At 61.6% G+C, this 24,471-nt stretch carries 16 protein-coding genes; 2 read left to right on the forward strand and 14 right to left on the reverse strand.

All coding sequences use genetic code 11. The features are described from left to right. Nucleotides 1–71 precede the first annotated feature (71 nt). The 6 genes from QZH45_RS27845 to QZH45_RS27870 form a co-directional block, all read right to left on the reverse strand. Nucleotides 72–704 (reverse strand): sarcosine oxidase subunit gamma, encoded by a 633-nt coding sequence (locus tag QZH45_RS27845; protein WP_024779443.1) that lies wholly within the window; start codon nucleotides 702–704, stop codon nucleotides 72–74. Between the two features lie 159 nt (nucleotides 705–863). Further along, nucleotides 864–3,881, reverse strand: coding sequence for a sarcosine oxidase subunit alpha (locus QZH45_RS27850; RefSeq protein WP_024779444.1), 3,018 nt, complete (start codon nucleotides 3,879–3,881; stop codon nucleotides 864–866). Next, the gene (locus QZH45_RS27855; protein WP_024779445.1) at nucleotides 3,878–4,207 is read right to left on the reverse strand and encodes a sarcosine oxidase subunit delta; all 330 of its coding nucleotides are present in this window, start codon (nucleotides 4,205–4,207) and stop codon (nucleotides 3,878–3,880) included. The genes QZH45_RS27850 and QZH45_RS27855 overlap by 4 nt, the downstream gene beginning before the upstream one ends. 14 nt (nucleotides 4,208–4,221) lie before the next feature. Then, complete coding sequence (locus QZH45_RS27860; RefSeq protein ID WP_024779446.1) at nucleotides 4,222–5,472, reverse strand: sarcosine oxidase subunit beta family protein; 1,251 nt, start codon at nucleotides 5,470–5,472, stop codon at nucleotides 4,222–4,224. A gap of 21 nt (nucleotides 5,473–5,493) precedes the next feature. Further along, nucleotides 5,494–6,747 (reverse strand): serine hydroxymethyltransferase, encoded by a 1,254-nt coding sequence (glyA, locus tag QZH45_RS27865; RefSeq protein ID WP_024779447.1) that lies wholly within the window; start codon nucleotides 6,745–6,747, stop codon nucleotides 5,494–5,496. Nucleotides 6,748–6,881: 134 nt separating this feature from the next. After that, entirely contained in the window at nucleotides 6,882–7,727 is an 846-nt protein-coding gene (locus QZH45_RS27870) for a TraX family protein (RefSeq protein WP_081325347.1), read from the reverse strand. A gap of 188 nt (nucleotides 7,728–7,915) precedes the next feature. Here QZH45_RS27870 and QZH45_RS27875 point away from each other — a divergent pair, with 188 nt between their 5' ends. Then, complete coding sequence (locus QZH45_RS27875; protein WP_055136008.1) at nucleotides 7,916–8,956, forward strand: low specificity L-threonine aldolase; 1,041 nt, start codon at nucleotides 7,916–7,918, stop codon at nucleotides 8,954–8,956. A gap of 75 nt (nucleotides 8,957–9,031) precedes the next feature. Here the strand turns inward: QZH45_RS27875 and gbcB are convergent, their stop codons facing one another. Then, the gene (gbcB, locus tag QZH45_RS27880) at nucleotides 9,032–10,132 is read right to left on the reverse strand and encodes a glycine-betaine demethylase subunit GbcB (protein ID WP_069018548.1); all 1,101 of its coding nucleotides are present in this window, start codon (nucleotides 10,130–10,132) and stop codon (nucleotides 9,032–9,034) included. A gap of 283 nt (nucleotides 10,133–10,415) precedes the next feature. Between gbcB and gbcA the strand changes: the two genes are divergently transcribed. Then, a complete protein-coding gene (gene gbcA, locus QZH45_RS27885; RefSeq protein WP_024779451.1) occupies nucleotides 10,416–11,711 on the forward strand; it encodes a glycine-betaine demethylase subunit GbcA in 1,296 nt (431 codons plus the stop codon). Between the two features lie 233 nt (nucleotides 11,712–11,944). Here the strand turns inward: gbcA and QZH45_RS27890 are convergent, their stop codons facing one another. The 7 genes from QZH45_RS27890 to dgcB all read right to left on the reverse strand — a co-directional run bounded on the left by QZH45_RS27890 (nucleotide 11,945) and on the right by dgcB (nucleotide 24,442). Beyond that, nucleotides 11,945–13,195, reverse strand: a complete 1,251-nt coding sequence (locus QZH45_RS27890; protein ID WP_024779452.1) for a metallophosphoesterase family protein — start codon at nucleotides 13,193–13,195, stop codon at nucleotides 11,945–11,947. Nucleotides 13,196–13,222: 27 nt separating this feature from the next. Continuing rightward, nucleotides 13,223–15,091 carry a hypothetical protein gene (locus tag QZH45_RS27895; RefSeq protein ID WP_024779453.1) on the reverse strand — a complete coding sequence of 623 codons (1,869 nt, stop codon included), beginning with the start codon at nucleotides 15,089–15,091 and terminating at the stop codon, nucleotides 13,223–13,225. Nucleotides 15,092–15,224: 133 nt separating this feature from the next. Then, the gene (locus QZH45_RS27900; protein WP_055135619.1) at nucleotides 15,225–18,677 is read right to left on the reverse strand and encodes a GMC oxidoreductase; all 3,453 of its coding nucleotides are present in this window, start codon (nucleotides 18,675–18,677) and stop codon (nucleotides 15,225–15,227) included. 1,045 nt (nucleotides 18,678–19,722) lie between these two features. Continuing rightward, nucleotides 19,723–20,289, reverse strand: a complete 567-nt coding sequence (locus tag QZH45_RS27905) for a GNAT family N-acetyltransferase (RefSeq protein WP_024776572.1) — start codon at nucleotides 20,287–20,289, stop codon at nucleotides 19,723–19,725. A gap of 197 nt (nucleotides 20,290–20,486) precedes the next feature. Next, the gene (locus QZH45_RS27910) at nucleotides 20,487–21,257 is read right to left on the reverse strand and encodes an electron transfer flavoprotein subunit beta (protein WP_024776571.1); all 771 of its coding nucleotides are present in this window, start codon (nucleotides 21,255–21,257) and stop codon (nucleotides 20,487–20,489) included. A gap of 15 nt (nucleotides 21,258–21,272) precedes the next feature. Further along, nucleotides 21,273–22,493 carry an electron transfer flavoprotein subunit alpha/FixB family protein gene (locus QZH45_RS27915; RefSeq protein ID WP_024776570.1) on the reverse strand — a complete coding sequence of 407 codons (1,221 nt, stop codon included), beginning with the start codon at nucleotides 22,491–22,493 and terminating at the stop codon, nucleotides 21,273–21,275. Continuing rightward, nucleotides 22,493–24,442: a dimethylglycine demethylation protein DgcB gene (gene dgcB / locus QZH45_RS27920; protein WP_024776569.1), complete on the reverse strand. Its 1,950-nt coding sequence runs from the start codon at nucleotides 24,440–24,442 to the stop codon at nucleotides 22,493–22,495. Before dgcB ends, QZH45_RS27915 begins: the two co-directional genes overlap by 1 nt. Nucleotides 24,443–24,471 lie beyond the last annotated feature (29 nt).

The raw sequence follows: 24,471 nt of genomic DNA on the forward strand, positions 1-24,471 counted from the left end.
TCTCGTTGAAACCGAGGTAGCCCGATCGCGAGCAAGCTTTGCTCCCACAGATTGACCGCCAAGGCCAAAAATCAGGCCTGCACGCTCAAACCATACTCAGCCGAAGCGTCCTGCAACCACAGCCACCAGTAATCGGAGAAGCTGCGGCGGATCAGCAGCTCCCAGGTGTCTTCGGCGGTGTGGCGGATCACCAATTGCGACTTGGCGAACACCGTGCCCACGGCCTTACCTACCGGGAAGCTGCTTGGGTGTACGTCGTAGCTGGTGGATTTCATCAGTACGTCGCGCACGTTTGGGCCGGACAGTTCAAGAATCTGCTGGCCGCCGCTGACATTGACGATCTGAATGTGCAGGTCGCCCAAGGCTTCCCGCAGCTTTTTCTCGGCGGCGAACTCTTCACCGGTCGGCACGACCAGCAGCCATTCATCCGGCCCCATCCATTGCAGGCTGGTCTCACCCTTGACGATAACGCTCAATGCGCCCGGCAATTCGATACCCAGTGCCTTGTGCACGCCCGCGGCGAATGCCGCATCGTGACCGTCGCCACGAATGGTCAGGTGGCCCAGGAGCTTTTTCTCGCGCACGGTCACACCGGCGTTCTTGCGGCCCTTGCCCACCAGGCTGGCGAGGTCGGCATGATGCAGCGACGACTCGGCTTTGGCCCCGGTGGTTGGGCGTTGTTGGTAAACATTGGCTGCTGTCATATAGCACCTGTCTTGAGTCTTGCTTGGCCTGCCGTTGCGTAGGGCTGTGGGAGCAAGGCTTGCCCGCGATGAACGATAATTCGGTCTGACGGCTACCGTGTCGCCTGCATCGCGAGCAAGCTTTGCTCCCACACGCCCCCTACCCACGGGGCTTGAATGTTAAATATTCTGCCGATCGCCCTTCGGATCGAAGAACACCGAAGAAACGATCTCTGCCTCGATCACGCTGCCATCAGCCTGCGGCGAGAAGACCCTCTCACCGATACGCTTCAAGCCCCCCTTGACCACACCCATGGCGAACGAATAGCCCAGGGAGTTGTGCGCATAGCTGGAGGTCACGTGACCTACCATGGTCATCGGAATCGACTGCTTGGGGTTGAAGACCAACTGCGCGCCTTCCGGCAGCCATACATTCGGGTCGATTGGCTTGAGGCCCACCAGTTGCTTACGGTTCTCACGCACGCAATCTTCGCGGTTCATGCCACGCCAGCCGATCCACGAGAACGGTTTGGTACGGCCCACGCACCAGCCCATGTTCAGGTCATCCGGGGTCATCGAGCCGTCGGTGTCCTGGCCGACGATGATGAAGCCCTTCTCGGCCCGCAGTACGTGCATGGTTTCAGTGCCGTACGGGGTCAGGTTGTACTTCTTGCCGGCCTCGACGATCTTCTCGAGCACGCCCATGGCGTAGTCGGCCTGCACGTTGACTTCGTACGACAGCTCGCCGGTGAACGAGATCCGGAACACCCGCGCCGGCACGCCACCCACCAGGCCTTCTTTCCAGGTCATGAACGGGAAGCCGTCACGATCCAGGTCGATGTCGGTGACTTCGCTCAACAGCTTGCGGCTGTTGGGACCCGACAGGGTCATGGTTGCCCAGTGGTCGGTGACCGAGGTGAAGTACACCTTCAGGTCCGGCCATTCGGTCTGCTGGTAGATCTCCAGCCATTGCAGCACACGAGCCGCACCGCCGGTGGTGGTGGTCATGATGAAATGGTTGTCAGCGACGCAGGCGGTTACGCCGTCGTCGAACACCATGCCGTCTTCCTTGCACATCAGGCCGTAGCGGGCCTTGCCCACGTCGAGCTTGGTCCAGGCGTTGGTGTAGATGCGGTTGAGGAACTCACGGGCATCCGGACCTTGGATGTCGATTTTGCCCAGGGTCGATGCGTCCAGCAGGCCGACACTGTCGCGCACAGCCTTGCATTCGCGCTTGACCGCGGCATGCAAATCTTCGCCATTCCTCGGGAAGTACCAAGGGCGCTTCCACTGACCCACGTCTTCGAACTCGGCGCCATTTTTCACATGCCAGGCATGCAGCGCGGTGAAGCGAACCGGTTCGAAGATGTGCCCGCAGTGCCGGCCGGCCACCGCGCCGAATGTCACCGGCGTGTAGTTCGGACGGAACATCGTGGTGCCCATCTGCGGAATGCTCACGTTCAGCGAACGGGCCGCGATGGCCAGGCCGTTGACGTTGCCCAGCTTGCCCTGGTCGGTACCGAAGCCCAGTGCGGTGTAGCGCTTGACGTGTTCCACCGACTCGAAGCCTTCGCGGGTAGCGAGTTCGATGGCGGCGGCGGTGACGTCGTTCTGCAGGTCGACGAACTGCTTCGGCGCCCGTGCGGTTGCTTTCTCGTGCGGCACCTGGAACAGCGCCAGAGTTGGCTCTTCATGACGGCTCAGGGCTTTAGGCAACACCCCTTCCACGGTTTTGAAGCCCGCTTCGCTGGCTGCGCGCGCGCCGCCCTCGAAACCATCGGCCAACGTATCGCCGAGGCTGTAGACGCCATTCACGCCGCCGACGCACACGCGTTTCTGCGGTGCTTCGCCCGGTACGAAACCGAGGATGTCTTCACGCCAGATCGGCTTGCCGCCCAAGTGCGAAGCCAGGTGGACCACCGGGCTGTAGCCGCCGGAACTGGCGACCAGATCGCAGTCCAGCCATTCGCCGGGACTGGTAACTTTCTGTCCGCGAACATCGATCGCGGCGACGCGAGCAGCGGTCACGCGCTTGCTGCCACGGGCCTCGATCACGGCGCTGCCGGTGAGGATGCGGATACCTTTGGCCCGGGCTTCTTCCACCAGCGCTCCTCGCGGATTGCTGCGGGCATCGGCGACGGCAACGACTTGCAGGCCGGCGTCGAACCAGTCCAGCGCAACACGATAGGCGTGATCGTTGTTGGTGGACAACACCAGTTTCTTGCCCGGTGCCACGCCGTAGCGACGCACATAGGTAGAGACTGCACCGGCCAGCATGTTGCCCGGCACATCGTTGTTGCCGTAGACCAGCGGACGCTCGCAAGCACCGGTGGCCAGCACTACGCGCTTGGCGCGGACACGGTTGATGCGCTGACGCACCTGGCCGATTGGCGCACGGTCACCGAGGTGATCGGTGAGGCGTTCGTGGATGGTCAGGAAGTTGTGGTCGTGGTAACCGTTCACCGTGGCGCGAGGCAACAGTAATACTTCCGGCATCGAGCGCAGCTCAGCCACAACCGCCGCGACCCATTCAGTCGCCGGCTTGCCGTCCAGACTCTCGCGGGAATCGAGCAGGCTGCCGCCGAACTCTTCCTGCTCGTCAGCCACGATCACCCGCGCACCGCTGCGGCCGGCGGCCAGAGCGGCGGCCAGGCCGGCAGGGCCGGCACCGACGATCAGCACGTCGCAGTGACGGTTCATGTAGTCGTAGGTATCCGGATCGTTCTCGGTCGGCGAGCGACCCAGGCCGGCGGCCTTGCGGATGTACTTTTCGTAAGTCATCCAGAACGATTGCGGGTACATGAAGGTTTTGTAGTAGAAGCCCGGCGGCATCAGCTTGCCGCCGACCTTGCCGAGAATGCCCATCATGTCGTTGTTCACGCTCGGCCAGCCGTTGGTGCTGGTGGCGACCAGGCCCTGGTACAGCGCCTGTTGCGTGGCACGTACGTTAGGAATCTGCGTGGCTTCGGTGGCGCCGATCTGCAGCACCGCGTTCGGCTCTTCCGCACCGGCGGCAAAGATGCCCCGTGGACGGGAATACTTGAAGCTGCGGCCGATGATATCGACGCCGTTGGCCAGCAGTGCAGCGGCCAGGGAATCGCCTTCGAAGCCTTTATAGGTCTGGCCGTTGAAGGTGAAGCTCAGCACTTTGTTGCGGTCGATCCGTCCGCCGTTGGACAGGCGATTGATCTGGCTCATACCTTCTCTCCCAGAGCCTGTGCGGCCGCTTTCGGACTGTCAGCCTTGTCAGTGAATTGCGGCTTTTGGCCGATCTTGTAGGTTTCCAGGATTTCGTAGGTCACGGTATCGCGGGTCGCATTGAAGTACTGGCGGCAACCGGCAGCGTGGATCCACAACTCATGGTGCAAACCGCGAGGGTTGTCGCGGAAGAACATGTAGTCGCCCCACTCCTCGTCGGTGCAGCTGTTCGGGTCCAGTGGACGCGGGATGTGCGCCTGGCCGGACGAATGGAATTCCTCTTCGGAGCGCAGTTCGCCGCAGTGAGGACAGAAGATGTGCAACATAGGGATTTCTCCTGTTAGTGGGCGACGGCAGCAGCGCCGTGTTCGTCGATGAGCGCACCGTTGTGGAAACGGTCGATGGAAAACGGTGCGGCCAGTGGGTGCATTTCACCCTTGGCCAGGCTGGCGGCAAACACGTTGCCCGAGCCTGGGGTAGCCTTGAAGCCACCGGTACCCCAACCGCAGTTGAAGAACATGTTCGGCACTGGCGTCTTGGAGATGATCGGGCAGGCGTCCGGCGTGGTGTCGACGATGCCGCCCCACTGACGGTTCATTCGCACCCGCGAGAGCACCGGGAACATCTCGACGATGGCCTGGATGGTGTGCTCGATCACTGGGTACGAACCGCGCTGGCCGTAGCCGACCCAGCCGTCGATACCGGCACCGATCACCAGGTCGCCCTTGTCGGACTGGCTGATGTAGCCGTGCACGGCGTTGGACATGATCACGCTGTCGATGATCGGCTTGATCGGCTCGGACACCAAGGCTTGCAACGGGTGGGATTCGACCGGCAGGCGGAAGCCGGCCAGCTTGGCCATGTGCCCCGAGTTACCGGCGGTCACCACGCCGACGCGCTTGGCGCCGATGAAGCCCTTGTTGGTTTCAACACCGATGCACACGCCGTTTTCCTTGCGGAAACCGATCACTTCGGTCTGCTGGATCAGGTCCACGCCGAGGGCGTCCGCGGCACGGGCAAAGCCCCAGGCCACGGCATCGTGACGGGCCACGCCGCCGCGACGCTGGACGGTGGCGCCCAGTACCGGGTAGCGGGTGTTCTTCGAGCAATCCAGGTACGGAATCTCGTCGGCCACTTGCTTGGCGTTGAGCAGCTCGCCATCCACGCCGTTCAGGCGGTTGGCGTTGACCCGACGCTCGGAGTCACGGATGTCCTGCAGGGTGTGGCACAGGTTGTACACACCGCGCTGGGAGAACATCACGTTGTAGTTCAAGTCCTGGGACAGACCTTCCCAGAGTTTCATCGCATGTTCGTACAGGTGGGCCGATTCGTCCCACAGGTAGTTGGAGCGCACGATGGTGGTGTTGCGCGCGGTGTTACCGCCGCCCAGCCAGCCTTTCTCGACCACGGCCACGTTGGTGATGCCGTGTTCCTTGGCCAGGTAGTAGGCGGTCGCCAGACCATGCCCGCCACCGCCGACGATGACCACGTCGTAGACCTTTTTCGGCGTCGGCGTACGCCACATCCGCTGCCAGTTTTCGTGATGGCTGAGAGAGTGCTTGAAGAGGCCGAAGCCCGAATAGCGTTGCATAGTCATTACTCCAAAACCGACTCAGCGATAAACCGGGAAGTCCGCGCACAGGGCTGCCACTTGCTGGGCGACATTGGCCTCGACATCGGCGTCGCCGAGGTTGTCGAGGATGTCGCAGATCCAGCCGGCCAGCGTCACGCACTGGGAAACCTTGAAGCCGCGCGTGGTCACCGCCGGGGTACCGATGCGCAGGCCCGAAGTCACGAATGGCGACTGCGGATCGTTCGGCACGGCGTTCTTGTTGACGGTGATGTGAGCGCGACCCAGGGCGGCATCGGCGTCCTTGCCGGTCAAGCCCTGACGGATCAGGCTGACCAGGAACAGGTGGTTATCGGTGCCGCCGGACACTACATCGTAGCCGCGCTTGATGAACACGCCAGCCATGGCCTGGGCGTTTTCGATCACTTGCTGCTGGTAGGCCTTGAAGCCAGGCTCCAGCGCTTCCTTGAAGCACACCGCCTTACCGGCGATCACGTGCATCAGCGGGCCGCCCTGGGCGCCCGGGAATACCGCAGCGTTGAGCTTCTTCTCGATCTCTTCGTTGGACTTGGCCAGGATCAGGCCGCCACGGGGACCGCGCAGGGTCTTGTGGGTGGTGGTGGTGACCACGTCGGCGTAAGGCAGTGGGTTCGGGTACAGACCGGCGGCAACCAGGCCAGCGACGTGGGCCATGTCGACGAACAGCAGAGCACCGACCTTGTCGGCGATCTGGCGGAAGCGTGGGAAGTCCAACGTCTTGGAGTAGGCCGAGAAACCGGCAACAATCATTTTTGGCTTGTGCTCGACCGCCAGGCGCTCGACTTCGTCGTAATCGATCAAGCCGGTGGTGGTGTCGATGCCGTACTGCACGGCGTTGTAGAGTTTGCCCGAGGACGACACCTTGGCGCCGTGGGTCAGGTGACCGCCATGGGCCAGGCTCATGCCCAGGATGGTGTCGCCAGCCTGCAGCAGGGCCAGGTATACGGCGCTGTTGGCCGAAGAACCGGAGTGCGGCTGGACGTTGGCGTAATCGGCGCCGAACAATTGCTTGGCGCGTTCGATGGCCAGGGCTTCGACCTTGTCGACGTGCTCGCAGCCACCGTAGTAGCGCTTGCCTGGATAGCCTTCGGCGTATTTGTTGGTCAGGCCGCTGCCCTGGGCCTGCATGACACGCTTGCTGGTGTAGTTCTCTGACGCGATCAGTTCGATGTGATCTTCCTGGCGTTGCTCTTCGGCGTTCATCGCCGCCAGCAGTGCATCATCGTAACCCTGGATTTGGTCTTGCTTGCTGAACATCGCGTCTCTCCCAGCGGCGTCGGTACGCCTTTTTGTCTTGGTGAGGCACCGCCCGTTCGACAGTGCCCTTTGGATGCGATGGTATGGCTGGCGCAGGCAGGTCAAATGCCTATGGACGCCACGCAAAGGCGCGTTTACGACATGCACTTGCAGAGTTGAAGGTGTGGATGGAACAAAGCAGTGGGAGCAAGGCTTGCCCACGATGAAAACAACGCGCTCGCTCGGCTAACCAGGCGCCTGGTCGCGGGCAAGCCTTGCTCCCACAACTGTTCCACGGGCGTTACTGGATGACCTGGCGAACCGCGAGCCAGGAAGTGTCCGGGATACAAGGCATATGCCCAGCGCCGCATCGCCGGCGGATGGAAACGACCCGCCCGCCGCAAAAGCAGCAGTCCGAGCCCTGGCGCAAACAGGCAAGCCAGCATGCCCCACGCCGCCACCTCATTCCCCAACCATGCAGCGCCGTAGAGCACCCGCCACTGATTGGCCGCCAGGCACACCAGCCCCGGCAACCATGCGAAGTACCAGGGCCGGTGGAACACCAGCACCATCGCCAAGGGCAGCAGCACGCCAAAGAAACCGAACATCAGGTGTGAAGAGCACAGCGCCGCCAGCAGCAAAGCCCCCGCCGCCATACACCGAGCCTCCCATGTCGAGGCCCGCCAGAGGCGTGCCACCAGCAGCCCCAGGATCAGTGTCGGCAACACATTCAAGGTAGAGGAATCGGGAATGAACAATCGATAAGGCATTTCACTGACCGCGCCGAACAGCAACAGCCAGCCCAGATAACGCCGCGGCATGTCACCGGCCCCGTCCCGTGCCAGGTTCGCCGCCATCGCCAGACAGAACCAAGGGAAAGCCAGACGCCCAGGCACATAGAGCCAATCAGCGGAAAAGCCGACATATCGCAGATGATCGAGCACCATCGCCAACAAAGCCAGCCACTTGAGCAGATCCAAGGCCCCGTCGCGCCGGTTCATGTGCACAGCAGCTCGGCGGTTTTGTGATTTCCTGACAGAAACATCCGGTGTGTTCCCCCGCTAATCTTGGGTAAAGTGCGCACCAACATCGACGTCGTGAACCAAACACGCCGAACCAAGGGACTCCCCACTCGGGAATTCCGCCAGGGAACCCTTTACCCAGGACTCTCTACCTCAGGAGCAAGGCCATGACCGACAAGAGTCAACAGTTCGCCAGCGACAACTATTCCGGCATTTGCCCCGAAGCCTGGGCGGCCATGGAAGAAGCCAACCAGGGCCACCAACGCGCCTACGGCGACGACGAATGGACCCACCGGGCAGCCGATGATTTCCGTGCCCTGTTCGAAACCGACTGCGAAGTGTTCTTCGCGTTCAACGGCACCGCGGCCAACTCCCTGGCGTTGTCCTCGTTGTGCCAGAGTTACCACAGCGTGATCTGCTCGGAAACCGCCCACGTCGAAACCGATGAATGCGGCGCCCCGGAGTTCTTTTCCAACGGCTCCAAACTGCTGGTGGCGCGCACTGAAAACGGCAAGCTGACGCCCGACTCGATCCGCGAAGTTGCCCTCAAGCGCCAGGATATCCACTACCCCAAGCCCCGGGTCGTGACCCTGACCCAGGCGACAGAGGTCGGTAGCGTCTATACACCGGACGAAATCCTCGCCATCAGCACCACCTGCAAGGAACTGGGACTGAACCTGCACATGGACGGCGCGCGGTTTTCCAATGCCTGCGCCTTCCTCGGCTGCTCACCGGCAGACCTGACCTGGAAAGTGGGCGTGGACGTGTTGTGCTTTGGCGGCACGAAAAACGGCATGGCGGTGGGTGAAGCCATCCTGTTCTTCAACCACGACCTGGCGGTGGACTTCGACTATCGCTGCAAGCAGGCCGGGCAACTGGCATCGAAAATGCGTTTCCTCTCAGCCCCTTGGGTCGGCCTGCTGCAAAACGACGCCTGGCTCAAGCATGCCCGCCACGCCAACCACTGCGCCCAGCTGCTGGCGCAACTGGTCAGCGATATCCCTGGCGTAGAACTGATGTTCCCGGTCCAGGCCAACGGCGTGTTCCTGCAACTCTCGGAGCCGGCCATCGCCGCACTCACGGCCCGCGGCTGGCGCTTCTACACCTTCATTGGCAAGGGCGGCGCACGGTTCATGTGCTCGTGGGATACCGAAGAGGCGCGGGTACGGGAATTGGCGGCGGATATTCGGGAAGTGATGAGCGCCTGAAGCCGGCGCCTGGGCTACTGATCGTTCCCACGCAGAGCGTGGGAACGATCAGCAGGAAGACCTGAATGTGCCGGATCAGAAATCGATCCGCACATCCCCCTTCGGCACGCTGCAGCACGACAGGATGTAGCCTTCGGCTTCGTCGTCCTCGGTGATCCCGCCGTTGTGGTCCATCTCCACTTCCCCACCCAGCTTCAACACCTTGCAGGTGCCGCAGATGCCCATGCCGCAGGCCTTGGGGATCATCATGCCGAGCTTGGCGGCGGCGGCGTGGACGGTTTCGCCCGGTGCCACGCGGATGCTCTTGCCGGAGGAGGTGAATTCCACCAGGTGCAGGTCCGCCGCATCGACCTCAGGGGCGTCGGCGGCTTGCTCGGCCTGTTCCACCGCGTCGGCACGGGCTTCCGGTGGCGTGGCGCCGAAGGATTCCTCGTGGTAACGCTTCATGTCGAAGCCGGCGGCTTCCAGCAGGCGCTTGACCGCGTTCATGTACGGCGTCGGGCCGCAGCAGAACACTTCGCGCTCCATGAAGTCTGGCGCCATCAGCTCCAGCATCTTGTGGTTCAGGTAGCCGCGATAGCCGGCCCAGGGTTCGCCCAGGCCATGTTTTTCACAGATCAGGTGCAGGCTGAAGTTGTCGATCCGCGACGCCATGTGCTCCAGCTCGCGGTGATAGATGATGTCTTTGGGCGAACGGGCGCTGTGGATGAACACCATGTCGACGTTGCCGTTGGTATCGTAGTACCAGCGCGCCATGGACATGACCGGGGTGATGCCGACGCCGCCGCTGAGGTAGAGCACCTTCGGGCTGGAGAAGTCGATGGCATTGAACAGCCCTACCGGCCCGTGCACCGCCAGTTCCTGACCTTCGTGCAGGGTGTCGTGCAGCCAATTGGAGACCTTGCCCCCTGGCACACGCTTGATGGTCACCGAAAAGCTGTAGGGAACCGACGGCGAGCTGGAAATGGTGTAGGAGCGCATGATCGGCTGGCCATCGATTTCCAGCTCCAGGGTGACGAACTGCCCGGGCTTGAAAAAGAACATGATCGGCTGGTCAGCCATGAAGCAGAATGTGCGCACATCCCAGGTTTCCTGGATGACTTTGACGCAACGTACGATATGTCGGCCATTGGCCCAGGTCTGGGTGGTGACCGGGTTCAGGAAATTATTGGACATGTTGATCTCCACGGCCGACTGCCGGCCTTCATGGTGGCGATTGTGCGCAGGCGCCAGAACGGCCATTTACCTATCTGCGACATTCACATACTTATCGCGACCAGCCCCTAACTACCGGCTCTGGCGCGTCGGGAACAGATTGGGCCATGTCGCCCATGGATAAGGTTCCAGCCTGGCGCGGCCCCACACTCGCCCCAACAGACAAACAACGTTTTCTGCCTTGCGTAGCACAACCGATTAGCCATATTTCGCCGGCCACACAGATGGCCATGAGGATACAACGATGGACGTGACCACAACCCTGAGCCTGGGCGATCCACTGGAACCCGCACGCAAGGCCACCGTGCAGATGCTGCAGGAACGCGAGCGCACCTACTCGCTGCCGCAGCCATTCTATAGCGACGAGCGCCTGTTCGATATCGACATGCAGGAGATCTTCCAGAAGGAATGGCTGATCGCCGGCATGACCTGCGAGATCCCGACCAAAGGCAACTACCTGACCCTGCAAGTCGGCAAGAACCCGATCATCGTGATCCGCGGCGCCGACGGTGTGGTCCACGCTTTCCACAACGTCTGCCGCCACCGTGGTTCGCGCCTGTGCACCAGCGACAAAGGCAAGGTTGCCAAGCTGGTCTGCCATTACCACCAGTGGACCTACGAGCTCGACGGTCGCCTGCTGTTCGCCGGTACCGAAATGGGCGCCGACTTCGACATGAATCAGTATGGCCTCAAGCCGGTGAACGTGAAGACCGCCGGTGGCTACATCTTCATCAGCCTGGCAGAGAACCCGCCGGCCATCGATGATTTCCTGTCGACCCTGAGCCATTACATGGAACCCTACGACATGGAAAACACCAAGGTGGCGGTGCAAACCACCTTGATGGAGAAGGCCAACTGGAAACTGGTGCTGGAAAACAACCGCGAGTGCTACCACTGCGGCGGCTCGCACCCGGAATTGCTCAAGACCCTGCTGGAATGGGACGACGTCACCGACCCGCGCGCAGACCAGGCGTTCAAGGACCACGTGGCCGCTTCCGCTGCTGCCTGGGAAGCGGAGAAGATCCCTTACGCACACGCCAGCTTCGGCCTGCGTAACCGCATCGTGCGCATGCCGCTGCTCAAAGGCACTGTGTCGATGACCATGGATGGCAAGCAGGGCTGCGCCAAGTTGATGGGTCGCATCAAGAACCCGGACCTGGGCTCGATGCGTATCCTGCACCTGCCGCACTCATGGAACCACTGCATGGGCGACCACATCATCGTGTTCACCGTGTGGCCGATCAGCGCCCAGGAAACCATGGTCACCACCAAGTGGATCGTGCACAAGGACGCGGTCGAAGGCGTGGACTACGACGTGGCGCGCATGCGCGAAGTCTGGGACGCTACCAACGACCAGGACCGTCGCCTGGCCGAAGAAAACCAGCGCGGCATCAACTCCACCGCCTACCAGCCTGGCCCATACTCCAAGACCTATGAGTTCGGCGTGGTGAACTTCGTGGACTGGTACAGCGGTCGCATGCTGAACAACCTGGGCGCCGAGCCTGCTCCGTACCTCAAGGGCATCAAGGTCCAGGCCTAAGAGCAACGGCATCGCGAGCAGGCTCGCTTCCACATTCGATCTTCGGTCCGCCAAAGATCCCCTGTGGGAGCGAGCCTGCTCGCGATAGCGGTGGATCAACTCGCATCAATGTTGTTTGTACCACCGTCTTCGCGGGCAAGCCTGGCTCCCACAGGTCCCGCGTCATGCATAAATATCGTATACACCACAAATTCACTGTGGGGGCGAGCCTGCTCGCGATAGCGGCCTGACTATCAGCCCGTCACCGAAGACCACCGCACCGAGCCATCCTCCCCGTAGAACGTCTCTTCGATGTTCTCGCCCACCAGCCGCACCTTCACATACCCGTTCAGCACCCGCTCCGGATACACCTCGTCCCCCGCCAGTTTCGTCTCCGACCACAACACCCGCGAATGCCCGTTCAGCTCGCTGGTGGTGCCATAGGGAATCGCACCGTGCCCGGCGCAGCGTGCGTGCAACCCGCCTTGGGTGGCGTAGCAGATCCCGTTGTGCAAATGCCCCCAATACCAGTAATCCGGTTCACGCCCCAGCGCATCGCACACCGGCTGGTACAGCGCGGTCTTGTTGTGCCCGGAAATGTCGAACCCCTGGTGATGACTGAGCACCATCAGTTTCTTGCGCTTGGGCAGGCTTTTCATCCAGTCGATCTGTTGAACGTTGAGTGTGCCGTCCATGTACAGGTTCATGGCATCCGAGGCGTAGGCGCTGTCGAGGCCGACCACCAGCCAGTCGTCGTTGTACAAGGCAAAGTAACTGGTGCCCTGCTGCACCGGAAAGCGCTTGGCCAGCTCCTTGAAGTAGCCATGGGCGCCGCTGTACATCTCATGATTGGAATTGAGGGTGAACGAACCGTGCTTGCCCTGGGGCCAGCCGACCATGTCGACGTCTTCCTGGGAATGCGTGCCGGCGTAGTAGACATCCCCCAGGTGAATGGTGAAATCGGCCTCGGCCAGTTGCATCTGATTGGCCACCGCCACGGCTGGAGCGTGGCTATCGAACGGTCCGGTACCCCAGTCGCCAGCAATGGCCAGCACCACGTCGCTGTCCATTTTCACCAACGCGGGGTTGGTGGCGAACGGCGCATGATGGCGCAGGTTCTCGATCCACTTGAGCAGCGCCTCGCTCCACAACAGGTCCAGCAATTCCCATTTGCGACAGCCCAGCAAAGTGCCGTCCTTGAGCACCCGGGTCGGCAATTCGTCTTCGCTTTGCGGCAAGGGCTTGGCGTTGCCGATCTTCAGGATCGACAGGCCGTGGGCCAGCTCCCACGGCACGGCCGGCTCGTCGTCCGGCAGGTCGCCATGTTCGATCACGTGCCGGGCCTGGTCGTGGCCCCGTTGCAACAGCTTGACGATGGCCTGGAACTCCTCGGGCTCCAGATCGTTGACGAGCTTTTTCCAGGACATCTCCAGCCGCGTGACCAACCCATGCAGGCGGACCTTGACCTTGTCGAACTCATGTTCCCAATGATGCAGTAATGACATGTGGACGCTCCTTCGCAGTGCCCTGGGCTACAGGGTCTTCATGAACTCGATCAGGGCTCGCTTGTCAGTGTCCGACAGCTGCGTGCCATACAGGTGACCGCCGTTGTGGTTGCCCTCCAGCCGGGTGTCGTATTTGAAATCCGCCGACGCCTTCATCTGCCCGCCGCTGGTGATAAAGCCGACCTTCTGCGGATCGTAGATATCGGAGCCGGTGTAGAACACCTGCGGACGCTGCTCCGGCGGCAGCAACAGGTCCCACAAGGTCGGCACCGAGCCGTTGTGCAGATACGGCGCACGCAACCAGACGCCGTCGGTGGGGGTGTTGCTGTAGCTTTGGGTCTTGCGGTAAGCGTTGAAATCGAATGGCGGCTTCTTGAAGCCGTGGAACGCCGTCACCAACCCGGTGGTGAAGGAATTCAGGCGATGGGGATCGGTGCCCAACTGGTCGATGTTGGTAGTGACCTGGCCCGTGTCGGTGCGGCCGAAGTCGTGGCAACCGGCGCAGTTTTTCTCCCAGATCGGTTTGCCCTGGGCCACCTTCGCCTGATCCAGGGCGAACGGCCAGGCCGGCGCCTTGTGCCCCAGCAACCAGTTGGTCACCCTGTTGAAGCTGGGCGGCAGCACCGACTCCGGCGTCGCGCCAACAGCCATGGCGGCGGCGTAGTTGCGCTCGTGAATGTTGTTGTTATTGCCGTCCCAGTGCAGGTACATCGACTCGCGAGGCTTCTGGTTCCAGACCTGCGGCAGGTCCACAGTGCCGATGGTCGAGTCGTCCGGGAAGCCGAACACTACCATTTTGGTCGGATTGAAGGTGTCGGTCCGCCCGGGGCCCTGGGCCGGGCGCAGTTTCTGCCAGGCGTAGGCCTGCTTCTGCTTGAGCAGCGCGCTCTTGGCCATCGGGATGATCAGGTAGCGGTTGTACAGCTTCTCGAAAAAGCCCAGTTGGAACTTGCCGTTGATCGCGGCCATGATCGCATCGGGGGTGAATTTCGGGTCGCTGGCACAATCGTAGGCAAACCACTGGAAGGCTTGCAGTTGCAAGGTATTGGCCGGCGCGGTTGCGACCGGAACCGCTACGTCGGTGGCGTTGGCCCGGTATGAGCCGGTATGGCACAGGGCGCAGTTCGGCTCCACGGTGGGGTAGCCCAGTTGTCGCTTGGCCATGCCGATGGGCAGGTCCTTACCGTTTTCATAGAGGAAACCGAATACTTCGTAGCCACCCGGCTTGGGCATCTTCTCCGGGCACATCTGCGGCAACACGGCGAACAGGTAGTAAGGAATCCGTGCTTCTATGCCAAGGCCGATGGCAGCGTATTTGTAATGGTCTTCGTCGGAAGCGAAGTCCGGCTGTGGTACCTCGCGGATCATCTGGTACCAGGTCTGGTAACCGATGAAGCCCAGTACCAGCACCACGACCAGCACACCGGTCCTGAAGCGCGGACTGTGCCAGTGCCGTGTCCAGCCTTCACGCCACTCCCGGCACCCCGTACAGAGCAAGGCCAGCGGGCGATGGGCAACCGGGCTGCCCAGGTACAGCAGCACGCCCAGTATCAGGAACATGCTCAGGTCACCCATCAGCATCGGCACGAACAACGAGCCCTGGTTGTTGGTGTTGATCAGGTAGATCCAGAACACCACCGCCACCAGCCGCGAGAGCACGCACAGCCACGAATTCACCACGAAGCGTGGCGCATTGAACCCCGACGGCATATAGAACAGGCTGATCCCCACCAGCAACATGCCGGTGTTTTCCAGCCAGGGATCGGACAGCACGGGCGGCAGGCCAAGCATGGACGTCAGCAATGCCGGCGCGAACAGCGCCGGAATCGCGAAGAACATGTTCATGACAATCCCGACCCAGATGATGCGTTGGTACCAGCGGATGTAAGTGTTCATGGGCATCCTTTTTCCTTAAGCCTATCCACGAGGTGCAGCGCCCTACCGATCGATTTCGCGAGCAGGCTCGCTCCCACATGGGCATGCGGTCTCCTGTGGGAGCGAGCCTGCTCGCGAAGAAGTCGACGCGGTTCTAACCCAGCGCAGTCTTCTCCAGGTGCTGGAGGATGATCGGATACACATCCACCACCGCATCCTTGCCGAACATGCAGTCGATATGGCCGTAGCCCGGTATTTCGTGGCGGCTGAACAGTTGCGGGCCATGCATGTCGCACAGTCGCTCATAGGTCTTGAGGGTGCTCTGCGGCAAGTAGCACTGGTTGTCGGCACCGCTGATGAAGCAGATCGGCAATTTCAGCCGATCGAAATGCGGCATATAGACGTCGTTGCCCTTGAAGTCCACCAGATGCCCCTTGCGCACGATCAGCGCCAGGTGCTCGAAGGTGTGCATGTTCGACTCGCCGAACAGTTCATGTAGGTTGTCGTGCAGGGTTTCGTTGAGGGTGTCGTGGCGGTACAGCGACGCATACATGAAGGTGATGCGATGACAGACCGGGTTGGTGCAGTAGCCCTGGGCCTCGATCCGGGCATAACCATTGAGCGCTTTGTCGTAGAGCTTGTTGAACCAGTTCTCCTTGGTGTCGGCGTAGGCGGTAAGGGACTTGATGCCGATGGCGTCGAGCATGCCCGGCAGGTGCAGGCCGGCCTTCAGACCGGTGGCGGTGGCGACCACCGTATCGGCGGCAATCTGCGAGCAGACTACCGAGCGCACCCCTTGCAGCCCCGCCAGCATCGACATGAAGAAGGTCGTGGCACCGTAGCAATGCACCACACACTGCACGTCGCGGGCGAGGGTCGCCTGCTGGATCTGTTCGATGGCCGCCTTGAAGTCGTACTGGGCCACCTGGTCGCCGTTCCATTCATGCTTGCTGGCGGGCAGCAGGATGCTCACTCGCAAGTCCAGCAGCCAGACGTCGTATTCGTGCTTGCACAGGTACTCCAGCAGGTTGGTGTGAATGGTATCGGTGGAAAAGATGTTCGAGCCCACGCCCAGCCCGTGAACCAGCATCACCGGACCTTTGCTGCCCGCCTGATAACGGGTCAGGCGCAGCTGGACGTTGTCTTCGGTCTCGAAGAAATGCACGGTCGGTGCCGGCGCGTCCAGCGGCCGCTTGATCCGCGGTGGCGCATCCGGGTTGAAGTAGATATCGCCGGCGAACACCCCGCCGTAGCTCTCCCACAGGATGCCGGCAAAGAACTTGCCGAACCGCGCCAGGGCTTCGACCCGCTCGCGTTCGTTGCGGGCGTTGAGCACCTTCATGGTGGTCATCTGCTTGGCAAAGTCCGCCGGCAGGATGTGCATCACCCCCGAGCCGAGTACCGCGCCGGTCTTGTCCGGCCCGCGATAGAGGGTGACATAGAGGGTGCTGGTGTCATGCCAGATGTTCAGCACGCCATTGTCCTCGGGCACGGTCTTGAAGGCACTGAAGTAATAGTCGCTGCCGTCCTCGGCGGTCAGCTTCATGTCGTAGTTCATGTGCCGCACGCCCACCTGCTCCTGGTATTGCTCGAACAGATTGAAGACGCCGTTGCTGGCAACCAGCGGCTGCGGCGAGAGCAAGGGGGCGTCCAGAGTGCCCACCAGTGTCGCAGCGTGCTCCGGCTCCTTGATCATCCGATTGAGGTCGTCGGCGGTAATGGTCAGGGTGAACTCGATGGTCGAGTTGTCGGTTCTTCCGCGTTTCGCCGCCGCTTCGTAAAGCGTGAGATCCGTGCCTTGGGCCTGGGCGAAGGCGGTAGAGAAATAGCCCTTCATGGTTTCGGTGAACTGCACGCCGAGGGTTGGCGCCGCCACCGACTTTTTCGGGGCCGAAGGCAGCGTATAGTCGATATGCCAGCCACGATCGGCCGCCAACAGCCCCATGTTGCGTTCGCTCACCGCCGAAATCGTCAGCAGCGGGTTGACTGCCAGTGAGGTCGGAATCACTGCACCGTCGGCCACGTACAGGCCAGGGTAGACATCCGTGCCGCTGGTGCCGCTGAACACCTGGCCCTTGTGGTTGACCACGCCTTGCGTCGCGTCCTCACCCATCACGCAGCCGCCCAGCGGATGAACCGAGACGATGCTGTGCTTGAGCAACTTGGTCCAGATCGGGTTCTCGACCCAGATCCCGCCCAGCGCCTTGGTGCTCTGGTGCAGGCGTTCATTGCCGAGGGTGACGTTTTCCTGCTCACCGACACCGGGCCAGTCGATGCGCAACTGGTCCTTGCTGTCGAGCACCATACGGCCCTTGCCGTTGTCGTGGCTCATGATCAGATAAGTCTGCATGTTGTGCAGCGCGCCGTAATACGGGCCGCGCAGGAAGCTTTCGGCTTCCCGTCCCTTGTATTTCAGGCTGGCACCGAACCCCTTATCGGTGGGCACGCCAATCATCTCGGCGAACGCCGCCATGCTCGGCACCATCGGCCGACCAAGAGCGCCAGGGATCGAGCCTTCCTCGATGACCATGCGGCTGCGCCAGTCACCCTCGGTGCGCATGTCGATGATCGAGGTGATACACGGCCCCACCGGTTCCAGTTCCTTGGCCGAATGGGCGCCGAAACCGATGCCGTTGATGGTCTGGTCGCAGTTGTGGCCGAACCCGAGGATGTCGCCGTTACCGCTCATGTTCTCGCCCAGCTGACTGGACAGCGACAGCCCCTTGTCCCGGGAACGCAGCATGATCTCGGTGGAACCCAGAGTTCCGGCGGACACCACCACGATGTCGGCCCGCACGAACAGCGTCGGTGCCGAGAACAGTTCGCGGCCGCTGTCCAGGTACTGGAAGTGTACGATCCAGCCGTCACCGTCGCGCTCCAGGTGCCGGACCTCGGCCTGGCAGAAAATTTCCGCGCCGTGGTTCCAGGCATCCGGCAGGTAATTCATCAGCGTGGTGTTCTTGGCCTTGTTGTTACAACCGGAGACGCAGTCGCCACAGCCGTTGCACGGCAACTGTTCGACGCCGACGTGGTTGAGGTTGTTGGGCAACTTGTCGAACGTAACGTTGATCGGCGGCCGATAGAAATGCGCAGTTTGCTTGAGGTAGTCGGCCGACTTGCGGTGGGCTTCGAGCTTGGGCAGCTTCGGCTCCGATGACGGATAGGCATTGGGCTTGAGCATTTCCCTGGCCCGGACGTAACCGTCCTTGAGCAATGTGTCGCGGTGTTCACGCACTTCCAACGGCCAGCGTGGATCTTCGAATACACCGGACTCTGGTTCCAGGGAGACATTGGCGTTGATCAGCGAAGTACCGCCCAGGCCACAGCCCACCACCACGTTCTGCTGGGCATTGACGTGCAAGTCGAACATGCCGGTGCGCGAGCCGATGTGGCCGTCCGGGTCATGTACCTGCAACTCCTCGGTGGCCGCCAGCATGGTGTTGGGGTATTCGCCGGGTTGCATCTCTCGGCCCCGCTCCAGCAGGCACACCTTGCGTCCGGCCCGGGATAGTCTTGAAGCGGCGATGCCACCACCGTAACCGGAGCCGATGACGATAACGTCGTAGTGTTCCTTGATATCACTGATGGGGGTCGAGATCCGTGTCATGTCCAAGTCCTCTCAGGCAGAAAGGGCAACTCTTCGGTTGCCTGTAAATCGAAGGCGTACAAAAACGCCTGGCCATGGCCCCGCAAGGGTACCCGCGGCAATCAACGGTATTGCGGGTGAAACCAGGCGTGCATGAAGGCTATTGGCGCACACGCTGATTGGCGGCGTGGCGACGAATGCGTCTGGGCAACAACGTGGGCGGCGTCGGAACGCGATTCACCGAGGAGGGGAGGTACGCGTGAGGGGGTCGGCTATCCATCCTGTGCTCTCCCTGAACCGGATGTGGATAAAAACGCTGGTGTCCTTGTCGTTTGGAGTGAAGACACGCGACAGGTATGCGTCAAGGCAGTTCCTTAGAACTGTATGAAATTTGACCTATCGCGATTCGAACTATATCCGGCGGGCGTCGCAGCCTTTCGCCAACAAGTTATCCACATGACAACCCACAGCAAATGGGGACAAGTCCACCAAGGAATGAGCAATTTCTTGGAAAACCCCAGAATGAACCGGAATTTATCCCCATAGAGGGATTTTCCAGCACATCGGTCATTTTATGATCAAAGACCGCAGATGCCTGATCCATATGGCCTGCGACGGGGAGCGAACACCTTATCCACAGAAGCGCCAACAGCGTTTGGGGGTAATTTTGACGAATCTGTGGAAAAGCGCTGGCAGGCCCTGTAAATCAAGGTTCTATGGGATGTTTTCCAATTGCGCAGGTGATTTGATCATTTAATGACCAATCAAGCCAAACGCCCGTACCGCTTGGCTTGTAGAGGAGAGCGAACATCTTATCCACAAAAGCGCCAACAAGTATTGGGGGCAACTGTGGATCACACTCTGTCTTCGCCGATCAGAAAAAGCCAATAAAAACCGTGAGTTGGCTGATCATTATTTGAACGAAGCCTTGGATGGCTTGATTGGCAAGGGGTATAGCAAGGAGCGAACAGGTTATCCACAAGTAGGTATACAGTAACTGTGGGTAAGCAACTATTCCGCGGGAGGTACCTGCTCACTCCTCCACGGAATCTGGTCATGCAACAGTTCAGGGCCGATGCATGAGATACGCGTCTCCCGTTACCTTAATCATTGGATGCGGGACGATCTGACAGGTTTTAACGATGCCAAAGCCATGGCGCTCATAGAAGCGCCGGGCACCGGTGTTCGCTGCGTAGTCAATCAGGCTCAGCCCCTTGAGCTTCAATCGATCGGCCCGCTGTTGTGCCAGGTCGAGAAAACGCACGCCCAGCCCCTTGTTACGCCAACCTTCGTGCAGGGCCAGGCTCGATATATAGAGCGTATCGGGAATTTCCATATCGGCGTAAGGCGCCAGGACCGGATCCGTGACGGGCGTCGCCAGCGGGTCATGATGCATCACGTAGCAATGCATCATCCCGATAACCCGACCGTCAGCCTCTGCAATGACGCAGTTCTGGTAGGAGAAATCAACATCCTCCCGAGCGTAGCGAGCTGCGCCCACTTCTACCAGATCCTGTCCAGGCTCCGCCAGCTGGCTCCAGATGTAGTCAGAAGCACCTTCGGAGGAAATCTGGAACAAGCGAGCGATCTCGGGCGTATCCGCGGGTGAAGCGGGACGAAATACGATGTCCATGAAAGAGGGTTCCAATAGCTATCAGACGCCTTTTGGGGTTATCCACAGAGGCGCACAGGGGAGATTGTGGGTAAACCCGAATCCCTTGTGAGCGAGCCTGCTCGCGATAGCGGCGTATCAGGCGACAACCCTGTCACCTGACACCCAGCCATCGCGAGCAGGCTCGCTCGCACATAGGGTTTTGCGGGGATGTGGGGTTAACGAACTACCCCTTCCTCCACCAACAGCTTGAGAATCGCTTCGGCACCGGCCTCCGGGCTCACGCCCTTAAGCACTTGCCCGCCTCCGCCGCTGGCCTTGGCCGTGGCGGCTTTCATGCGGTCGGCGCCGCTCTTGGCCTTGATCACTTTCAGGCGTTTGGGCCGCGGTTTGGCCGGTTGCAGCGTCGCCGCTGCGAGCAAGTCGTCGTCGATCACTTCGACTTCTTCGGCATGCAAGACGCCACGTCGGGCCGGACCGTAGGCACTCTGACGAGGTTTTGGCGCCGCGTTATCCACAGTAGCGAGAAACGGCAGACGCACCTTCAGCCGGCGCCGTTGACCACGGGGCAATGCCTGCAACACCAGCGCCACGCCATTATCGATGGACTCCACCTGGGCCAGCCCCACCACCAATGGCCAGCCCAGGTTTTCTGCCAGCAGGAACGGCAGCATTCCCGAACCTTCGCCGGTTTCCGCCTGGCTACCGGTGAGCACCACCTGGGGCCCCGCGTCGCGCAGGTAGTCGGTCAGGGCCGGTAGCGCGTCGGCCCCTGCCGGGTTTTCCAGCACGCGAAGTTCGTCCAGACCCATCCCCAGGTAAGCGCGCAGGGCTGGTTCGGCCACGTCGCCGGCATGCAGTACTTGCAGGTCGCTTCCGGCCAGTTGCAAGCCCAGCTCCACGGCCCGGGCGTCCTGGTCAGCACGCCTTGGTCGACCGGAGGTAGGGTGGGCGCCGATGGAGACGAGGCTGATCACTTGAGTCGTCATGGTTGAATCCTTAACTTAAGCCGCATCACGCTTGGCCTCGTTGCGGTAAGCCTCTACCGCCGCGATCAAGGCTTGAAGAATCGCCGCGCTGTCGCCGATCACCGACAGGTCTGCCCGCTTGATCATGTCGCAGCCCGGATCGAGGTTGATCGCCACCACCTTGTCGCAGGCACCGATGCCTTGCAGGTGCTGGATCGCACCGGAAATCCCCACGGCCACATAGACCCGCGCGGTGACCCAGGTGCCACTGGCGCCGACCTGACGGTCCCGGGCCATGAAACCATCGTCCACCGCCACCCGCGAAGCGCCTTCGGTAGCACCCAGGGCCGCAGCCGTCTGATGGAACAGCGCCCAGTCCTTGACCCCGTTGCCGCCCGAGAAAATGAATTCGGCTTCGGCCATAGGGATCGCACCCGGATCCACGGCCACCGCCCCCAGATCCTCGATGCGCGACAGGCTACGAGCCACGCCTGTGGATAACTCCACCGGCAACGCCTCGTGGCGGGTTTCGCTGACCGGTTCGGCACATTCGGCGGCGGCCAGGATCAACCGGGCCAAAGGCCGGGCCAAGTCTTGCAGGCCCGCACCGGCGCGACCGATGCACTCCTCGCCCTTGACCTGCCAGACGCGGGTAGCCGGACGCTCGCCCAGGGCCGCGGCAAAGCGCCGGCCCAGTTCAGCGCCACCGCTGCGGCTGTCGGGCAGCAACCAATGTCGCGGGTTGAACTGGTTATCCACAGCCCGCAGGCCCTGCACACGTTGTTCTGGTGCGTAACCGCTGAACTCCTCGCCGTCCAGCACCAACAGACGATCCACGCCGGCTGTGGCGAACGCGCTTTCCTTGTGCTCACCAAAGACCACTGCCAGCACGGCACCCTCCGTCCCGGCCAACTGATGAGCCAGGCCCAGCAGATCGCGATCGTGACTGCTGAGGCGCCCGCCCACCATGTCCGGCACCACACAGATGTGGAACGCCGGTTGCAGCACTTGATGCAGCGGCAGTTGCACTTCGGTCGCGGCGCTGCGCTTGGCCGTGCCGCCCTGCTGGGCGCCACTGCGATCGATACGCTTGATACCGTTGGGGCCGATAAAGCCGACGCCATGGACATTCTTGCGAATGATGCCGTTAGGCCCCATCCAGCTGTGCTGTACCGGTTGCATGGCCGCGTGCAGCGGGTGCAGGCGGTTGCGGGCGATCCACTCGGCGCGAGGGTCGCGGCGGATGATGTCGCTCATTAATGCACCTCCGCAGGTTCACGTTTGGCCGAGGCCGCAGGCTTGCTCGGCGCTGCATCTTCGAGCAGGGCATCAGCCACCAGCTCGGCGATGTCCTTGATCATCGGCCGAGGCTCGACTACACCCTCGAGCATCGCAGTGCATTGTGGACAACCCACGGCCACCAGCTCGGCGCCGGTTTCGCGGATGTCTTCCATACGCATGTCAGGGATCCGCTGCTTGCCCGGGATGTCGGTGATCGGCGCACCGCCGCCACCGCCGCAGCAACGCGAACGGAAACCGGAACGCTGCATTTCCTTGACCTCTATGCCCAGGGCACGCAGCACCTGGCGCGGCGCCTCGTATTCGCCGTTGTAGCGACCCAGGTAGCACGGGTCGTGATACGTCACGCTGTCACCCTTGTGCTGGCCGAGGCTGAGGGCACCGGCGTCGATGATTTCCGCCAGGTAGGTGCTGTGGTGCTGCACCAGGTAGTTGCCATCGAAGGCGCCGTATTCATTTTTCAGCACGTGGAAACTGTGAGGATCGCAAGTCACGATGCGCTTGAAATTGTATTTGGCCAGGGTCTGGATATTGCGCTTGGCCAACAGCTGGAACGTCGCTTCGTCACCGAGGCGCCGGGCCACGTCGCCGCTGTCGCGCTCCTCAAGACCGAGCACGGCGAAATCGATGTCCGCGGCCTTCAGCACTTTGACGAAGGCGCGCAGGGTGCGCTGGTTACGCATGTCGAAGGCACCGTCACCGACCCAGAACAACACGTCGGTGGATTTCTTCTCGCTGAGCAGGTTCAGGTTGAGGTCCGCCGCCCAGTTCATCCGCCCGCCCGGGGCGAAGCCCCCAGGGTTATCAGTGGCGATGAGATTCTCCAGCACCTCGGCGCCCTTGTTCGGCGTGGCGCCTTTTTCCAGGGTCAGGTGCCGGCGCATGTCGACGATAGCGTCGACGTGCTCGATCATCATTGGGCATTCCTCGACGCAGGCACGGCAGGTGGTGCAGGACCACAGCGTCTCGGCGTCCACAAGGCCGTTGACGATCGGCTGGTGCGGATTGCCGCCGTGCTCGCCCACCGGTTTGCCCGGATACGGGCTGCCGGCGAACTTCGCATCGGTGCCGCCAGCCAGGCCGACGACCATATCCTGGATGAGCTTCTTCGGGTTCAGCGGCTGGCCGGCGGCGAACGCCGGGCAGGCTGCTTCACACTTGCCGCACTGCACGCAGGCGTCGAAACCGAGCAACTGGTTCCAGGTGAAATCCTTGGGTTTCTCCACGCCCAACGGCGCAGTGGGATCGTTCAGGTCCAATGGCTTCAGGCCGGTGGAGCGACCACCGCCAAAGCGCTCGGCACGCCGGTGCCAGGCCAGGTGCAGGGCACCGGCAAAGGCGTGCTTCATCGGCCCGCCCCAGGTCATGCCGAACAACAGTTCCGACACACCCCACAGCACGCCGACGCCCAGGATCGCCGCCAACAGCCAACCACCGAAGTTTTCCGGGAGAATACCGGCCACCGGCAGGGTCACCAGGAAGAACGATGCCGAGAACGCCAACAGGCTTTTCGGCAGGCGCATCCACGGGCCTTTCGACAGGCGCGCCGGCGGATTGCGCCGACGCAGGTAGACAAAGATCGCACCGACGAACATCACCGCCGACATCAACAGCAGTGCATAGCCAAGGATACGGTTATGCAGGCCGAAACCGTGCACCAGGATTGCCAGCACAAGCGACGCCACCGCACCACCGGCCGTGGCAACGTGGGTGTTGGCAATGTATTTGTCCCGCGCCACCACGTGGTGCAAATCCACCATGTAGCGCTTGGGCATGGCAAAGAGGCCGCCGATCAGGTTGACCTTGGACGGTCGCCCCCGGCGCCACATGTTCACCCGCCGCAAGGCGCCAAGGACCGCGAGGCCCAAAGCGGCGAACAGCAGGATGGGAAGAAGGGTGTTCAGCATGGTGAAGCTCCCAAAGACCTCAGGTCTTG

Source organism: Pseudomonas corrugata (assembly GCF_050920615.1).
GTDB lineage: Bacteria > Pseudomonadota > Gammaproteobacteria > Pseudomonadales > Pseudomonadaceae > Aquipseudomonas > Aquipseudomonas corrugata.

What these genes read in the sequence shown, in the direction of transcription:
- QZH45_RS27870 (WP_081325347.1), bottom strand. Translation starts at nt 7,727, where the DNA reads ATGAACCGGCGCGACGGGGCCTTGGATCTGCTCAAGTGGCTGGCTTTG.
- QZH45_RS27915 (WP_024776570.1), bottom strand. Translation starts at nt 22,493, where the DNA reads ATGAGCGACATCATCCGCCGCGACCCTCGCGCCGAGTGGATCGCCCGC.
- QZH45_RS27900 (WP_055135619.1), bottom strand. Translation starts at nt 18,677, where the DNA reads ATGACACGGATCTCGACCCCCATCAGTGATATCAAGGAACACTACGAC.
- QZH45_RS27860 (WP_024779446.1), bottom strand. Translation starts at nt 5,472, where the DNA reads ATGCAACGCTATTCGGGCTTCGGCCTCTTCAAGCACTCTCTCAGCCAT.
- QZH45_RS27905 (WP_024776572.1), bottom strand. Translation starts at nt 20,289, where the DNA reads ATGGACATCGTATTTCGTCCCGCTTCACCCGCGGATACGCCCGAGATC.
- gbcA (WP_024779451.1), top strand. Translation starts at nt 10,416, where the DNA reads ATGGACGTGACCACAACCCTGAGCCTGGGCGATCCACTGGAACCCGCA.
- QZH45_RS27895 (WP_024779453.1), bottom strand. Translation starts at nt 15,091, where the DNA reads ATGAACACTTACATCCGCTGGTACCAACGCATCATCTGGGTCGGGATT.
- QZH45_RS27875 (WP_055136008.1), top strand. Translation starts at nt 7,916, where the DNA reads ATGACCGACAAGAGTCAACAGTTCGCCAGCGACAACTATTCCGGCATT.
- glyA (WP_024779447.1), bottom strand. Translation starts at nt 6,747, where the DNA reads ATGTTCAGCAAGCAAGACCAAATCCAGGGTTACGATGATGCACTGCTG.
- QZH45_RS27855 (WP_024779445.1), bottom strand. Translation starts at nt 4,207, where the DNA reads ATGTTGCACATCTTCTGTCCTCACTGCGGCGAACTGCGCTCCGAAGAG.
- gbcB (WP_069018548.1), bottom strand. Translation starts at nt 10,132, where the DNA reads ATGTCCAATAATTTCCTGAACCCGGTCACCACCCAGACCTGGGCCAAT.
- QZH45_RS27845 (WP_024779443.1), bottom strand. Translation starts at nt 704, where the DNA reads ATGACAGCAGCCAATGTTTACCAACAACGCCCAACCACCGGGGCCAAA.
- dgcB (WP_024776569.1), bottom strand. Translation starts at nt 24,442, where the DNA reads ATGCTGAACACCCTTCTTCCCATCCTGCTGTTCGCCGCTTTGGGCCTC.
- QZH45_RS27850 (WP_024779444.1), bottom strand. Translation starts at nt 3,881, where the DNA reads ATGAGCCAGATCAATCGCCTGTCCAACGGCGGACGGATCGACCGCAAC.
- QZH45_RS27910 (WP_024776571.1), bottom strand. Translation starts at nt 21,257, where the DNA reads ATGACGACTCAAGTGATCAGCCTCGTCTCCATCGGCGCCCACCCTACC.
- QZH45_RS27890 (WP_024779452.1), bottom strand. Translation starts at nt 13,195, where the DNA reads ATGTCATTACTGCATCATTGGGAACATGAGTTCGACAAGGTCAAGGTC.